Here is a 13,509-nt window from a genome sequence, read left to right as displayed (position 1 = left end):
TATAAAAAGAGCTAGGGTTGCGTAACCGCAGCTCTTCTCGTAACCTTGCTTTCAGATTTTCTGTAAATATATCATAAACTTCTTAAATGTGATAGGATTGCCCGCAAGAGGCGAGAGCTGAGGACGCTGGTATGAAGGAGATAGATGACGGCGATGAGGACGGCGATATTGATCGCAGACGATGATGCGAATATTCGGGAGCTTTTGCGATTTATTTTGCAACGGGAAGGGTTTCGGGCGCTGGAAGCAGCTGATGGGGAAGAAGCTTCGCGCGTGATGCGGCAAGAGGATGTGGCGCTTGCAATTGTCGACGTCATGATGCCGGAGAAGGATGGGCTATTGCTGTGTGAGGAAATTCGGCGCGACTATGATATCCCGGTTATGCTGCTGACGGCGCGTGGAGAGTTGGATGATAAAGCGCGCGGTTTTCGCTCGGGCACTGACGATTATATGGTAAAGCCATTCGAGCCGGATGAGCTGCTGTTTCGGGTGCGCGCACTTCTGCGGCGGTATCGGGTCGTCTCCTCAGAGAAGCTTCAACTAGGAGGCACAACGGTCGATCGCCATAGTTATGAAGTGACTGTGCAAGGTGAGAGCGTTCCGCTCCCGCTGAAAGAATTCGAGCTGTTAGCGCAGCTGGCGAGCCAGCCTGGGCGCATTTTTACGAGGGAGCAGCTGCTGCGGCCGATCTGGGGAGCGGATTACGAGGGGGATGACCGGACGATTGATGTGCATATTAAAAGGCTGCGTGAACGTTTCGCTCCGTTCGGCGCTTCGGCGGGCTTTGCGATTACCACGGTTCGAGGGCTGGGCTACAAGCTGGAGGTTGCCGAATGAGGACGCTATACGTTCGAATCGTCATTATTTTCATAGCTATAGCGCTAGTTAGCGGGCTTTTATCTATCCTTGGCTTGAATGTGCTCTACTGGGTTAAGCTGCGGGCGAGCAGCGAGGCGAGCATGATGAGAAGCGCGCTCGAAATTCGCCAGCTCTATGAGGAGACAGATAGTCTATCGCAAGAGGAATACTTGGATCGAATGGCTCGGACAGGCTTCCAAATCTATGTTGTTAACGATCAAATGGTTCGGACTTCGTATGGATCGCCTTTCCGGCATTTGCGGATAGAAGACAAGGAGATTCGAGCGGTTTTAGGCGGAGCGGCCTATGACAGCCATAATAATGGGCGCCGCTTTCAGCCTGTAACCCGCTTGTTCGAAAATAGCGTTCGTAATACGATTGGGCTCCATGTCGAGAAGGATGGCCATGCATTCGCTTGGTTTATTCGGCCGGATTTGGAACGCCAAATCGGTGATATTCGCGTTTTGGTCGCATGGCTGCTAGGCGGGATGTTTGTGCTCAGCTTGCTGCTCATCCCACTCGCGTCCCGTTACGTAGTGAGGCCTGTCGTGAAGCTAACGGCTGCGACACGCCGATTGGCAGAGGGCAGCTACGATATTCAACTGGACGTCTCGCGGCAAGATGAACTGGGGCAATTGGCAAGGGATTTTGAAACAATGGCAGGGGCTATTCACCAACTGGATGCGATGCGCCAGCAGTTTGTCGGCAACGTCTCGCATGAAATTCAATCGCCGCTGACGACGATTCAAGGCTTTGCACAGGCGCTGCAGGAGGGGGAGACATCCGAAGCAGACAAGAAACGCTATATTCAGCTCATAGGGGAAGAAAGCCGCCGCCTCTCTTCCTTAAGCCGACAGTTGCTTACGCTCGCGGCGCTCGATAACGAAGGCCAGCAATTGAAGCTTGCGCCGTATCGTCTAGATGAACAGCTGCGCCAAGTGCTCATCATGAACGAGCGGCAATGGGCGGGCAAATCGCTTGAGCTGGATATGCAGCTAACCGAGACCCAGATCTACGGCGATGAAGGGCTGTTGCATCAGGCATGGCTTAATCTCATCACGAATGCGATCAAATTCTCGCATCCGGGCGGGCGGTTGACGGTAAAGCAATACGAGGAAGGGGAAGAGGCTGTCGTCATTGTGGAGGATGAGGGCAGCGGCATTGCTCCAGAAGCGCTCCCGCATATTTTTGGCCGGTTCTATAAGGCAGATGCTGCTCGAAGCAGAGGCGAGAAGGCAGGCGGAAGCGGGCTCGGGCTATCGATCGTTCATAAAATCGTATCGCTTCACGGAGGGGCCGTAATCGCAGAGAGCGAGCAAGGCAAGTGGACGCGATTGACGGTGAGACTGCCTCTGAGGAACAAGTAGTTGTTATTAGGTGAGGAAAACTAGAATGACGTCAGTATATTTCTTTACTTTGGAGGTACGTAATGGGGACGAGCATCTACTGTTTTGTAGAACAAAAAAATATCGTACACGAGTATTTGAAGCTGCGCAGCCCGGGAAATGGATATCGATTGATAAATGGACGAAAAGCGACTGGGCAATTCTCTATCCTGAAAAAAATTATCCAATATGGAACGTCGAATTTGAAGATATGGTATTCACAGAGCGAAATTATGACCTTTTCGCAATATTGGCTAATCAAAGGAATTCCGAAAATATGCCTTATATCAGTGACCCTAGGGGGTTGCCCGAGGATGTAAGCCCAGAGATTCCGCTTCAAATCAGAAATCTAGAATGCCATAGCACAACGTGGTTTACTGCCAAGGAATTATTCGAATTTAATTGGAATCAAGTATTTGAGTATGAAGATGAGAATATGGCTGGTGAGAAAATATATGAATCTGTCAATTACATGGAATGTGGTTACTCATTTTTGGAATCTATTAACCGTGTAGTTGGAAGAAAAGATCCAGCAGAAATAAGAATAATCATTACGTTTAATAATTGAGTGAAGTGTGCACTGTAACAGTTTTTAACTAAAAACCGCTGGCCAACTTGGGCAGCGGTTTTGTTTTGTAATCCAAAGTTCATCATCCGTTCATATTGCGGACCTACCATGAGGGAACCAAGAGAATGGAGGCTGATAATTGGTGAACGGAGCAAAATGGAAAGCTCGTTATCTCTCGTTATTCGCAAGCCGCAAGAAAGCATTAGGCGTTATTATCGCGTGGCTTCTCATCACGATTATACTCGGAGCAATTGCTCCTTCTGCTAAGCCGCTCACCGTAAATGGAGGAGAAGGGCATGTGCAAAACGCCGTACCTTCTGCGAAAGCGCAGGAGCAGTTGGCAAAACACTTTCCGTCAGGTAATGGATTAACGGCGCTGCTCGTATTTTATCGGGATCAGCCGTTAGGGCCGGGGGATGAAGCTGCTCTATTGAAAGTAAGCCAATGGCTGGAGTCGAAGGAAGCGCCGGCGGCAATCCCAGGCGTGGCTCCTTATGCCAAGCTATCGGAAGCTGAGCGCCATAGGCAAGCTAGCAAGGATGGGACAACCACGCTGCTGAGCATCTCCCTTTCGCCGAATTTAGATTCGGATACGATAGACGAGACGTTGAAGCTAGTGCGCAACAAAGTGGAAGCAATTATGACGAGTGCTGAAACCGAATCCCTATCAAAATCCCAATCTCAATCGCAGTCCCAATCCCAATCCGGGGCGATGCAGTTTGCTATCACTGGGCCAGCAGGCATTGCAGCTGACACAATTGAATTGTTCCGTAACGCAGATGTTGTACTTATGTTGGCGACGGTCGTGATTCTGCTCGTGCTGCTGCTCGTTATTTATCGTTCGCCACTGCTCGCCATACTGCCACTCTTGATCGCCGGCGTCGCTTACGCCATTACGGATAAGCTCATCGGCCTTGGTGCCCATTGGGGATGGTTCACCGTTGAGAAGCAGGCCTTATCGATTATGATGATTCTCTTATTCGCTGTCGTAACGGATTATTGCTTATTCGTCTACGGCAGGTTCCGTGAAGCTGTATGCGAAGGGATAGAAACGCAATCGCGTTATGCTGCAATGTCGCGTACGATGCGCAGCGTAGCGGAGCCAATTATGTTCAGTGGCAGTACGGTGATGGTTGCAATGCTTGCATTGCTGGCTGCGGTGTTCAGGCCTTATCATTCGTTCGCGGCGGTTTTCGCCGTGACGGTAATCGTCATGCTGCTTGCGGGCTTGACGCTGGTGCCAGCAGTGTTCGTGGTTGCTGGGGGCCGGCTGCTTAAGCGCGGAATGGCTAGCCGTACGGCTTTGGAAAAACCTGAAATCCATGCGGAATCCGCTAGTTATGCCAAAAATGCTTCATTTGCAAAACGGCCGCCCATCTGGTCTCGAATTGCGAATTTCGTTGTGCGCCGTCCGGCGTTAGCGGCTATTCCGATGCTATTGATTTTGGCATTGGGGGCAGTAGGTACGGCAGGTATTCGCTATTCGTTTAATTTGCTGCAATCCTTCCCATCGGATACATCCTCGCGCATTGGTTACGAGCAACTGGAACGGAGTTATCCCCCGGGCAGGCTGGCTCCTGTAGAAGCAATACTCGTAGCATCAGAACCGATGGCAGATGGGGGCGCAGAAGGGCAAGCGATTACGCGATTAAGCAAATTGTTGTCGGAACAGGCTGGGCTAGCTGTTGGCGATAAGCTAAATCATGGGACTGGTGCAGTGGATAACGAAAACATAGGGGGGAACGGATCCTTTGAAGCTGCTAGCAACAGGTTAGCTTTCCGGCAGCAATTGCTTATGGAGGGAAGCCCTTATGCCCAGAAATCGCTCAATACGATCGAACGGCTGCGTGCGAACGGTCCGAAGCTGATCGCGGAGAGCGGCCTTGATACGAGCCGTTACACTTTATATTTTGCTGGCCAGACCGCGCTGCAAACAGATGTAAGGGCAATGAATACGCAGGATACGTTTGTGCTTATTGTATTAATTACAGCTTTGCTAGCGGTTATGCTTGCTTGGCAAGCGCGTTCTGCTCGGTTAGCGCTGCTGATGCTAGGCACGATTTTATTATCATATGCAGGGACATTAGGATTAACATGGCTGGTCCTGCACTTTGGTTTTGGTTTCGAGGCGATTAGCTATCGAATTCCGGTATACGCGTTTGTATTCCTCGTCGCTCTTGGCGTCGACTATAATATCATGCTCGTGTCGCGCATTCGTGAAGAAGCTGAGCAGATGCCTTGGGCCAAAGCGGTGCAAAGGGGGCTTGCGCAAACGGGCGGCGTAATATCGTCGGCAGGGCTTTTGCTGGCGGCCACGTTCGGCGTGCTCGCGACACAGCCGCTTCAGGAATTATATTTGTTTGGAATTATTATGGCAGTTGGCGTTCTCATCGATACTTTTCTCGTCCGAGGCATGCTGCTCCCAGCTTTGCTTTTGCTGCTTGGCGGAAGAAGCAGGAATCGGGGGATGCCCTATTGGGGCGAATCCACCGGCAAGGAGCGAATAGGGCAGAAAAATCTGCCCTAAAGCGGTGAGCCAGCGAGAAAGCGGGAAATAGGGTAGAATTCTCTGCCCTATTGGGGCGAATCCACCGGCATGGAGCGAATAGGGCAGAAAAATCTGCCCTAAAGCGGTGAGCCAGCGAGAAAGCGGGCAATAGGGTAGAATTCTCTGCCCTATTGGGGCGAATCCGCCACCAACGATCAAATAGGGTAGAAAAACCTGCCCTAAAGCGGTGAGCCGGCGCGAAAGCGGGCAATAGGGTAGAATTCTCTGCCCTATTGAGGCGAATCCGCCAGCAATGATCGAATAGGGTAGAAAAACCTGCCCTGAAGCGGTGAGCCGGCGCGAAAGCGGGCAATAGGGCAGAATTCTCTGCCCTATTGAGGCGAATCCGCCACCAACGATCAAATAGGGCAGAAAAATCTGCCCTGAAGCGGTGAGCCGGCGCGAAAGCGGGCAATAGGGCAGAATTCTCTGCCCTATTGAGGCGAATCCGCCAGTAAGGGTCGAATAGGGCAGATTTCCCTGCCCTACTGCGCGGCTTTCTTCGCCGCGCGAGGCTTGCGCGGCACCTTCGCGGCGCCTGCGCCAGCTGCTCCGTCGCCAGCTGCCACCGGAGCAGCTGGCGCTTCCAACGCCGCTGCGGAATCGCCCGCGCCAGCTGCGGCGCCTTTGCTCGCGCGCGACTTGCGCTTCGCCGCAGGCGCTTTGGCTGCGCCGGCCGCTGCTGCGCTGTCATCGCCGCTGGCCGTCGGGATCGGCCCGACCGCTACGGCAGGCGCTGCCGCGGAGTCGCCGCCGCTGCGCGCAGCTTCAAGGCTTGCTTGCAGCGCCGCCATTAGGTCGAGCACGCTCGATGGCTCTGCCTGAGGCGCGATGCGCACGTCTTCGCCTGCAATTTTGTGCTGGATCATATCCATCAGCTGCGTGCGGTAATCGTCCGTGTACTTGGCCGGTTCGAACGGTGTAGATAGCTGATCGATCAGCATGCGCGCCATCGTCAGCTCCTTCTCGTTCACCGGCTTGGCATCGCCAAGGCCCGGCACCTGCTGCGGCGAGCGAACCTCATCCGGGTAGAAAATCGTTTCCATCGCGAGACAATCACCCATAACGCGAATTGCAGCGAGCGAGCTCTTTTGCCGAATGGATACTTTCGCAATGCCGATCTTGCCCGACTGCTTCATCGCTTCCATCAGCAGCTGATAAGCGCTCCCGCCGGCTTGGTCAGGCGATAAGAAGTACGTCTTCTGGAAGTAGATCGGATCGATGTCGGATAACGCGACAAAATCAATAATCGTAATCGTCTTCGACTTTTCGCCGCTTAGCTGCTCCAGCTCTTCTTTCTCGAATAGGACGAACCGCCCTTTTTCATATTCGTAACCTTTCATAATGTCGTCCCATTGGACCTCGGTTTCACAGCTTGGGCAGGACCGCACGTAAGAGATCGGGCTGCCGCAAGGGCGGTGAATCATGCGCAGCGAGATATCCTTATCCTCTGTTGCCGAAAACATTTTGACGGGCACATGCACAAGACCAAAGCTGATGGCGCCTTTCCATACCGTATGCATCGAATCGCACCTCCAACGTTTTTATTACCATCGTTCCCGCAACGCATGATATTCAACCGCAAAGGGCATATTTTTCGAAGAGGAACAACAAGGCGATGGTTGTGCGCAGCTTTATCGCGTTCCGCTAGACAAACAACATCTTTAGGAGGTTCATCTACGATATGGCTAACGAAAACGTAACGAATACAGGGGAAGCCGGAGGCCCAGACGCACAGACGGATTCCCGGCATGATGGGCGGGATAGCTATGAGATGGACATCGACCGGATGGTAAACGAAGGCTTGGGAGGCGGTCAAGTGACGGTGCATAATGGCCTGATCGACGCGTCAACCACAGATTATATGGATAATTATTTGGCGCAATTAAACGATGAGGAAGCGAAGGAGGGGTAGCGAAATGGACATTCAGCGGGCAAAACAAATTTACGAATCAAGCGCAACGATCGGCGTCCAACTTGAGGGAGAGCCTGTGTGGATCGAGAGCGTTGATGAGGCCAATGGCATGGCTACTGTCCAAGTAGGCGGAACACCGCAGAACACGCATACCGTGTCGGTTGACCGGCTTGTTGAGGATAAAGGCTAGCAGCTTTTTGCACAAAATAAAACAGCGCCGTCGTCCGTGCCTTTTCGGCACCACGTGCGGCGCTGTTCTGCCTTGCGGTTCGTAACGATTTGCGTGTGCGGCTTCCGTACCCATTGATTGCGTCCTGCTCCTGACATAATTGCCTCGGCCCGTTCCTTTGCCGTTCGATTGGCTGCGCTTGCTGCGCGGCTTTTTTGGCGTTTGCCCATCTCGATAATCCCTCCGAAAAATTGTCGAATTCCCGCTGTTAAGCCGGTAAGACCAGCATAAAAGAAACGCCGATTAGATGCAATAGATGGTTGCTGGCTGTTTGAAGCGGATGAATTTGGGGCACGATTAACGTTGCGTATGAATGATGGAGGCTGTTCCTTAAAGAGTCGACGGTTGGCGTTGCTTTCTGGAGGGCGGCCTTTTCTATTGCGTGTACACTTTTCAGACATTTTGAGATAATCGAAGATTGGATTCGATAACGATAGGATAATGCGAGATTCGATCTATTTTAGCCATCAAAACAAGCGAATTTGAACAAAAACGATGAAATTCGGTTCAAATTAGGCCGTTTTTCATGTATACTATAAATAGTAAAGCGAAACAACGAGAAAGCGGGGGACAACTATGGCACAAATCCAGCATAGTAAATTAACGAAGATTGAGCTTGTGCGCCGGATCGTTTTTCTGACCATTGGCGCAATTTTGATGGCAGTCGGGCTAGAAATTTTTCTTGTTCCGAACAACATCATTGATGGCGGCATTACAGGTATATCTATCATTAGTTCTCATCTGTCAGGCGTTCCTATCGGTGTATTCCTCTTCTTGCTGAACTTGCCGTTCTTGTTTATCGGATATAAGCAAATTGGCAAGACGTTTGCGCTCTCTACGCTATACGGCGTTGTCGTCATGTCGATCGGCACCTTCCTGCTTCATCCGGTACCGGCGTTTACCGACGACACCTTCTTGGCTGCGATATTCGGCGGCGTCATTCTGGGCATTGGCGTCGGCATCGTAATTCGGTCCGGCGGTTCATTGGACGGTACAGAAATCGTAGCGATTCTCGTGAACAAGAAAATTCCGTTCTCTGTCGGCGAAATTGTTATGTTCCTCAACTTCTTTATCCTAGGCAGTGCAGGGTTCGTGTTCGGTTGGGACCGTGCGATGTACTCGCTCGTTGCTTATTATTTGGCCTTCAAGATGATCGATATCACGATTGAAGGCTTTGACGAATCCAAGTCGGTATGGATCATCAGCGATAATTCAGAAATTATCGGGGATGCGATCATGAGCCGACTTGGCCGTGGCGTCACGTATTTGCATGGGGAAGGGGCGTTTTCTGGCGGCAGCAAAAAAGTGATCTTTTGCGTCGTAACGCGCCTAGAGGAAGCGAAGCTGAAATCGATCGTGCAAGAAATTGACGATTCTGCTTTCCTGGCCGTTGGCAATATTCACGATGTGAAGGGCGGACGCTTCAAGAAGAAAGATATTCACTAAGCGCGCTGCGCCGTGCAGCAAGGCCGCGGCCATGGGGATTAAGCCCAATGGCCGCGGCTTTTTTGTATGCGCTGGACATGCTTCACTTTTGTTGCGGGAGCCGACACAGCCCGATATAATAAGGGAATCGCATAGCATCGGCGAATGAAAAGATATAGGCAAGGCAGAAAGGCCATAGTGCGGCTTGGAGGCGAAAGTGGTGGACGAGTTCGCGAGCATCGGCCATTGGACGCAAGGGCGCCAAGGGACGGACTGGCAGCGGGAGCGGGGCGTTGTGCTTGGCATTGGAGACGATGCGGCGATCGTCGAAGCGCCAGCTGGGCCGCTAGATAGCTGGCAATGGGTTTTGGCGGTCGACACGATGGTGGAGACCGTGCATTTTAACGACGGGACGATGGCGGAAGCGGACATCGGGTACAAAGCATTAGCCGCGAACGTCAGCGATATCGCGGCGATGGGCGGTTTGCCGCGGCACGCGCTCGTCTCGGTGAGTGTGCCGCCAGCATGGGGGCCGGAGCGTATGCGCCGGCTGTACGACGGGATTTATGCGTGCGCCGAGCAGTACGGCGTGGCCATCATTGGCGGCGACACGACGTCGTCGCCGTTGCATTTGGCTGTCGCCATCACCATCGTTGGGACGGTGGAGGCGGGGCGTGCGCTTCGGCGCTCCGGGGCGAAGCCCGGCGACGCCGTGTTCTTGACCGGCCCCGTCGGCATGTCCGGGGCCGGCTTGCATGCGCTGCTCGCCGCGGATAGCGGCGAGGGCGCAGGTGTTGGCGCCGCGGCGGCACGCAGCGGCGCGAGCGCTTCGCCGCCTGCGGAGCGCGGCGATATCAGCGCAGCTGCCGTGCCGGCTTGCGCAGCAAGCGACGCGCCGGCGGCAAGCACTGCGCCGGCTGCAAGCGCGCCTAGCGCTAGCCGCGCGGAGCGAGCAGCCTCGGGCCTGCCCGAGGCGCTCGTGCGCGCGCATCGCCGGCCAGCGCCTTCGGTGCGCGCGGGGCGGCTGCTGCTTGCGCGCGGCACCTGTACGTCGCTGAACGACGTCAGCGACGGGCTTGCCAGCGAAGCTTGGGAAATTGCACAAGCTTCGAATGTGCGGCTTGTGCTGCACGACCGCGCGCTGCCTCGTAGCGGCGCGCTTGTTAGCTATGCAAGCGAAGTGAAGCATGAAGCGCTTGATTGGATGCTGTATGGCGGCGAGGATTATGTGCTGCTTGGAACGATCGATGCAGCGGATGCGGAAGCGGCCAAAGCGCAATTCGCCGAAGAAGGGCTGCCTTTTTATCTCATAGGCGAGACCGAAGCAGGGGAGCCGGAAGTCATGCTATTGGCGGCTGGCAGCCGCAACGGCAGCGGTTTTTCTTCCGAACGCAGGCGGCCGATCCCGAAGAAGGGATTTAACCATTTTGCGTGAAACGGGAGAAGGCGCCGATCACGAGCAGAAGGAGAACGGTGAACGAATGGACAAGCAGGCAGGGACAGCTTTCGTGTGGGAAGGCGAGTCGGAATCCGATACGATTGAGCTGGCGCAGCGGCTCGCCCAGTGGGCGAAGCCGGGCACGGTGCTGGCGCTTGACGGCGATTTGGGGGCGGGCAAAACCCGATTTTCCCAAGCTTTTGCTGCGGCACTTGGCGTTGCAGGCATTGTGAGCAGCCCGACCTTCACGATAATCAAAGAATATGAAGGGCGCTCGATGCCCTTTTATCATATGGATGTATACCGATTGTCGGTTGATGAAGCGGACGATCTAGGCTTAGATGACTATTTTTTTGGAGAGGGCGTTACGATTGTGGAATGGGCCAGCCTCATTGAGGAGCTGCTCCCGCCTGATCGGCTTCATCTCCATATCGCGCACTTAGGGGACCAGCGCCGGCAATATGCATTAAAGGCGTCCGGGGCAAGGGAAGCGGCATTTGTCAAGGAATGGTCCCAGTGGCAGGAACAACGGGAGAAGGGGGAGCGGCCATGAGCGGAACAACAGGGCAAGCAAGCGCGGCACAACAGCCTATTGTACTAGCTTTGGATACGTCAACGGCGACGATGGCGATGGCGATTGTACAAGGGAATGAAGTGCTGGGCGAAGTGCATTCACTCGCCGAACGCAACCATTCCGTTGAGGTGGTATCGAAGATAAAAGGCTTGTTGGCATCCCGTGAGCTGACGCAGCAGGAACTCGGTGGCATTGCGGTTGGCAGAGGGCCTGGCTCGTATACGGGCATGCGAATAGGGGTTACTGTTGCGAAGACGCTGGCATGGGCTTGGCGTTTGCCTTTGGTCGGCGTATCAAGCCTGGAGGCGCTTGCCTTTGGCCAAATGAACGGCAAATGTTCGGGAACTATCGGTGCGGATGCAGATGCAGGATTGGCGCATGAACAGTGGTTCGTGCCGATTATGGATGCGCGGCGTGGACAAGTATATACGGCGGCTTTCATCAGCAACGGCGATGTCGCCTGGCAGCGAATGGCCGATGACGGCATTCGCCTCATGAATGGTTGGGCTGACCAGCTATATGCGCTGGCATCCGAACATCGCAGCGCGGAGCCTAGCAGCCTGTCGATTATGATTGGCGGCGATGTACAGATCCATGAAGCAGAGCTTGTCCGATTGAGCGAATTGTGCGCGGGCATCGGCGTACAGGTCGATTATGCCAATGCGCTTATGGAAGGGCGAAGCGTCGCGCTTCTTGGCGCTGCCCGCATTGCTGGAGGCGAGCATGAAGAGGTGCACACATTCGTGCCGAATTACACGCAGCTGACTGAGGCAGAAGTTAAGCTGAGGGAGAAGCAGCAGGCGGAGCGTGAGAGCCAATGAACGATCCAATGAGTAACGCTAATGAGCATTCCACCATCAAATTTCGCAAAATGCGCTTGGCCGACATCCAGGCTATCGTGTCAATCGAGCAAGAAGCATTCACGACGCCTTGGACGGCTGAAGCTTTTACGAATGAGCTGACGAATAACCATTTTGCCCGCTATATGGTCATGGAGGACCCTAGCGGCATTATTGGATATGGCGGCATGTGGACCATTATCGATGAAGCGCATGTGACGAATGTTGCAGTGCGGCATGACTGCCGAGGCAAGGGGCTAGGCGAGCTGCTATTGCGCCGGCTGATGGTGGATGCAGAGGAAGCTGGCATGCAGCGGATGACGCTTGAGGTTCGTGTCAGCAATGAGCGTGCACAGCGGCTGTATGGGCGCCTTGGGTTTGAGCCTGCAGGCGTGCGGCCCGGGTATTATTCGGACAACAACGAGGATGCGCTCATCATGTGGGTAGAGCTGAGCGCGCCGCGGACAGGAGTTCAACGATGACCAATACGAATGAGCATCATAAAGATACAAGCGCGGGAACGCTTTCCCAAAGCCTTCTGCTTGCAATAGAGACAAGCTGTGACGAGACGTCGGTCGCCGTCGTTCGCGATGGGCGGCATATTGAGTCGAACGTCATTTCCAGCCAGATTGACACGCATCGCCAGTTCGGCGGCGTCGTTCCAGAGATAGCGTCCAGGCAGCATGTCGAAACGATTACGCTCATGATGGAGCAGGCGCTGGAGCAAGCTGGCGTTCAGCCTTCCGAGCTGTCGGCCGTTGCGGTCACGCAAGGGCCGGGGCTCGTAGGTGCGCTGCTCGTAGGCGGCGTGGCGGCCAAAACCTATGCGATGGCGCTCGATATTCCACTCATCGGCACGCATCATATTGCCGGCCATATTTATGCCAATGCACTCGTTCACGATATTGTTTACCCATGCATGGCGCTGGTCGTATCCGGCGGGCATACGGAGCTGGTGTTGCTGGAGCGCGAGGGCTCCTTCCGCATCATCGGCCGTACGCGGGATGACGCAGTCGGGGAAGCTTATGACAAAGTAGCGCGGGCGCTGGAATTCCCTTATCCGGGCGGGCCGCATATCGACAAGCTTGCCGTGGGTGCAGATGACGTAATTGAGCTGCCTCGCGCTTGGCTGGAGCCGGATTCGTATGATTTTAGCTTGAGCGGCTTAAAATCTGCCGTTCTTGCTGCAATTAACCAAGCCAGGATGAAAGGCGAGACGCTCCGGACGGCTGCGCTTGCACGCGGTTTTCAAGAGTCGGTTATTGACGTGTTAATCGGCAAATCGATGCGTGCGGTTCGTGAATTTGGCGCGCGTCAGCTGCTGTTATGCGGCGGTGTTGCGGCCAATCGCGGCCTTCGCACGGCGCTTGCTGCCAGCTGTAAAGAGGCGCAAATTCCGCTGCTTGTGCCGCCGTTTGAGCTATGTACAGACAATGGCGCAATGATCGGCGCGGCAGCGCATTTGAAGTGGAAAAATGGCGAATTTACATCGCTCGATATGAAAGCCGATCCGCAGCTGTCGCTCGAAGCTTGGTCTGTGGGAAGCCCATCAGCCTAAAAAACTGGGTGTTGACATTGCAATATGCATGTGCATATAATAGCTTCAACAGATCGCATAACGAATAATTCCAAACGCGACGAACAGGAATAGTAAGAGTAACCGGGGATGGCGAGCTTGACGGAATGTCGGCTAGCCGCTAGAGAACTGCGGGATGGTGCAACGCAGTCGA

Annotated in this window: 14 protein-coding genes; 12 read left to right on the top strand and 2 right to left on the bottom strand. The window is 54.1% G+C overall.

All coding sequences use genetic code 11. The annotated features are described in order from the left end of the window. Nucleotides 1-153 precede the first annotated feature (153 nt). From GON22_RS20035 to GON22_RS20020, 4 genes are all read left to right on the top strand, one after another. Nucleotides 154-837 carry a response regulator transcription factor gene (locus GON22_RS20035; protein ID WP_160397890.1) on the top strand — a complete coding sequence of 228 codons (684 nt, stop codon included), beginning with the start codon at nucleotides 154-156 and terminating at the stop codon, nucleotides 835-837. After that, nucleotides 834-2,225, top strand: coding sequence for a sensor histidine kinase (locus GON22_RS20030; RefSeq protein WP_160397889.1), 1,392 nt, complete (start codon nucleotides 834-836; stop codon nucleotides 2,223-2,225). Before GON22_RS20035 ends, GON22_RS20030 begins: the two co-directional genes overlap by 4 nt. A gap of 25 nt (nucleotides 2,226-2,250) precedes the next feature. After that, nucleotides 2,251-2,811, top strand: a complete 561-nt coding sequence (locus tag GON22_RS20025; protein WP_160397888.1) for a hypothetical protein — start codon at nucleotides 2,251-2,253, stop codon at nucleotides 2,809-2,811. A gap of 142 nt (nucleotides 2,812-2,953) precedes the next feature. After that, nucleotides 2,954-5,338, top strand: coding sequence for an MMPL family transporter (locus GON22_RS20020; protein WP_160397887.1), 2,385 nt, complete (start codon nucleotides 2,954-2,956; stop codon nucleotides 5,336-5,338). A gap of 506 nt (nucleotides 5,339-5,844) precedes the next feature. Here the strand turns inward: GON22_RS20020 and ku are convergent. Continuing rightward, entirely contained in the window at nucleotides 5,845-6,882 is a 1,038-nt protein-coding gene (ku, locus tag GON22_RS20015) for a non-homologous end joining protein Ku (protein WP_160397886.1), read from the bottom strand. A 161-nt stretch (nucleotides 6,883-7,043) separates the two neighbouring features. Between ku and GON22_RS20010 the strand changes: the two genes are divergently transcribed. Further along, nucleotides 7,044-7,274, top strand: a complete 231-nt coding sequence (locus GON22_RS20010; RefSeq protein ID WP_006037510.1) for a hypothetical protein — start codon at nucleotides 7,044-7,046, stop codon at nucleotides 7,272-7,274. Between the two features lie 4 nt (nucleotides 7,275-7,278). After that, the gene (locus tag GON22_RS20005; RefSeq protein ID WP_160397885.1) at nucleotides 7,279-7,464 is read left to right on the top strand and encodes an H-type small acid-soluble spore protein; all 186 of its coding nucleotides are present in this window, start codon (nucleotides 7,279-7,281) and stop codon (nucleotides 7,462-7,464) included. On the opposite strand, the gene GON22_RS20000 is transcribed toward GON22_RS20005, so the two are convergent. Beyond that, nucleotides 7,461-7,673 carry a hypothetical protein gene (locus GON22_RS20000; protein ID WP_160397884.1) on the bottom strand — a complete coding sequence of 71 codons (213 nt, stop codon included), beginning with the start codon at nucleotides 7,671-7,673 and terminating at the stop codon, nucleotides 7,461-7,463. The two genes, GON22_RS20005 and GON22_RS20000, sit on opposite strands and share 4 nt — an antisense overlap. 406 nt (nucleotides 7,674-8,079) lie before the next feature. On the opposite strand from GON22_RS20000, the gene GON22_RS19995 reads away from it, so the two are divergent. From GON22_RS19995 to tsaD, 6 genes are all read left to right on the top strand, one after another. Continuing rightward, the gene (locus GON22_RS19995; protein ID WP_160397883.1) at nucleotides 8,080-8,949 is read left to right on the top strand and encodes a YitT family protein; all 870 of its coding nucleotides are present in this window, start codon (nucleotides 8,080-8,082) and stop codon (nucleotides 8,947-8,949) included. A gap of 199 nt (nucleotides 8,950-9,148) precedes the next feature. Further along, nucleotides 9,149-10,363: a thiamine-phosphate kinase gene (locus GON22_RS19990; RefSeq protein WP_336604337.1), complete on the top strand. Its 1,215-nt coding sequence runs from the start codon at nucleotides 9,149-9,151 to the stop codon at nucleotides 10,361-10,363. Nucleotides 10,364-10,409: 46 nt separating this feature from the next. Beyond that, on the top strand, nucleotides 10,410-10,919 hold the full coding sequence (gene tsaE / locus GON22_RS19985) for a tRNA (adenosine(37)-N6)-threonylcarbamoyltransferase complex ATPase subunit type 1 TsaE (RefSeq protein ID WP_160397936.1): 510 nt from the start codon (nucleotides 10,410-10,412) through the stop codon (nucleotides 10,917-10,919). Beyond that, nucleotides 10,916-11,761, top strand: a complete 846-nt coding sequence (gene tsaB / locus GON22_RS19980) for a tRNA (adenosine(37)-N6)-threonylcarbamoyltransferase complex dimerization subunit type 1 TsaB (protein WP_160397881.1) — start codon at nucleotides 10,916-10,918, stop codon at nucleotides 11,759-11,761. The genes tsaE and tsaB overlap by 4 nt, the downstream gene beginning before the upstream one ends. Beyond that, nucleotides 11,758-12,261, top strand: a complete 504-nt coding sequence (gene rimI, locus GON22_RS19975; protein ID WP_237179260.1) for a ribosomal protein S18-alanine N-acetyltransferase — start codon at nucleotides 11,758-11,760, stop codon at nucleotides 12,259-12,261. The genes tsaB and rimI overlap by 4 nt, the downstream gene beginning before the upstream one ends. Beyond that, nucleotides 12,258-13,337, top strand: coding sequence for a tRNA (adenosine(37)-N6)-threonylcarbamoyltransferase complex transferase subunit TsaD (gene tsaD / locus GON22_RS19970; RefSeq protein ID WP_160397880.1), 1,080 nt, complete (start codon nucleotides 12,258-12,260; stop codon nucleotides 13,335-13,337). The genes rimI and tsaD overlap by 4 nt, the downstream gene beginning before the upstream one ends. Nucleotides 13,338-13,509 lie beyond the last annotated feature (172 nt).

The sequence above is a fragment of the Paenibacillus sp. MMS18-CY102 genome, assembly GCF_009789195.1.
GTDB lineage: Bacteria > Bacillota > Bacilli > Paenibacillales > Paenibacillaceae > Paenibacillus_T.
This window is presented reverse-complemented; position numbering and strand designations above follow the sequence as displayed.

Coding starts and splice junctions, on each gene's coding strand:
- GON22_RS20035 (WP_160397890.1), top strand. CDS start 154: ATGAGGACGGCGATATTGATCGCAGACGATGATGCGAATATTCGGGAG.
- GON22_RS20030 (WP_160397889.1), top strand. CDS start 834: ATGAGGACGCTATACGTTCGAATCGTCATTATTTTCATAGCTATAGCG.
- GON22_RS20025 (WP_160397888.1), top strand. CDS start 2,251: ATGACGTCAGTATATTTCTTTACTTTGGAGGTACGTAATGGGGACGAG.
- ku (WP_160397886.1), bottom strand. CDS start 6,882: ATGCATACGGTATGGAAAGGCGCCATCAGCTTTGGTCTTGTGCATGTG.
- GON22_RS20010 (WP_006037510.1), top strand. CDS start 7,044: ATGGCTAACGAAAACGTAACGAATACAGGGGAAGCCGGAGGCCCAGAC.
- GON22_RS20005 (WP_160397885.1), top strand. CDS start 7,279: ATGGACATTCAGCGGGCAAAACAAATTTACGAATCAAGCGCAACGATC.
- GON22_RS20000 (WP_160397884.1), bottom strand. CDS start 7,673: ATGGGCAAACGCCAAAAAAGCCGCGCAGCAAGCGCAGCCAATCGAACG.
- GON22_RS19995 (WP_160397883.1), top strand. CDS start 8,080: ATGGCACAAATCCAGCATAGTAAATTAACGAAGATTGAGCTTGTGCGC.
- tsaE (WP_160397936.1), top strand. CDS start 10,410: ATGGACAAGCAGGCAGGGACAGCTTTCGTGTGGGAAGGCGAGTCGGAA.
- tsaB (WP_160397881.1), top strand. CDS start 10,916: ATGAGCGGAACAACAGGGCAAGCAAGCGCGGCACAACAGCCTATTGTA.
- rimI (WP_237179260.1), top strand. CDS start 11,758: ATGAACGATCCAATGAGTAACGCTAATGAGCATTCCACCATCAAATTT.
- tsaD (WP_160397880.1), top strand. CDS start 12,258: ATGACCAATACGAATGAGCATCATAAAGATACAAGCGCGGGAACGCTT.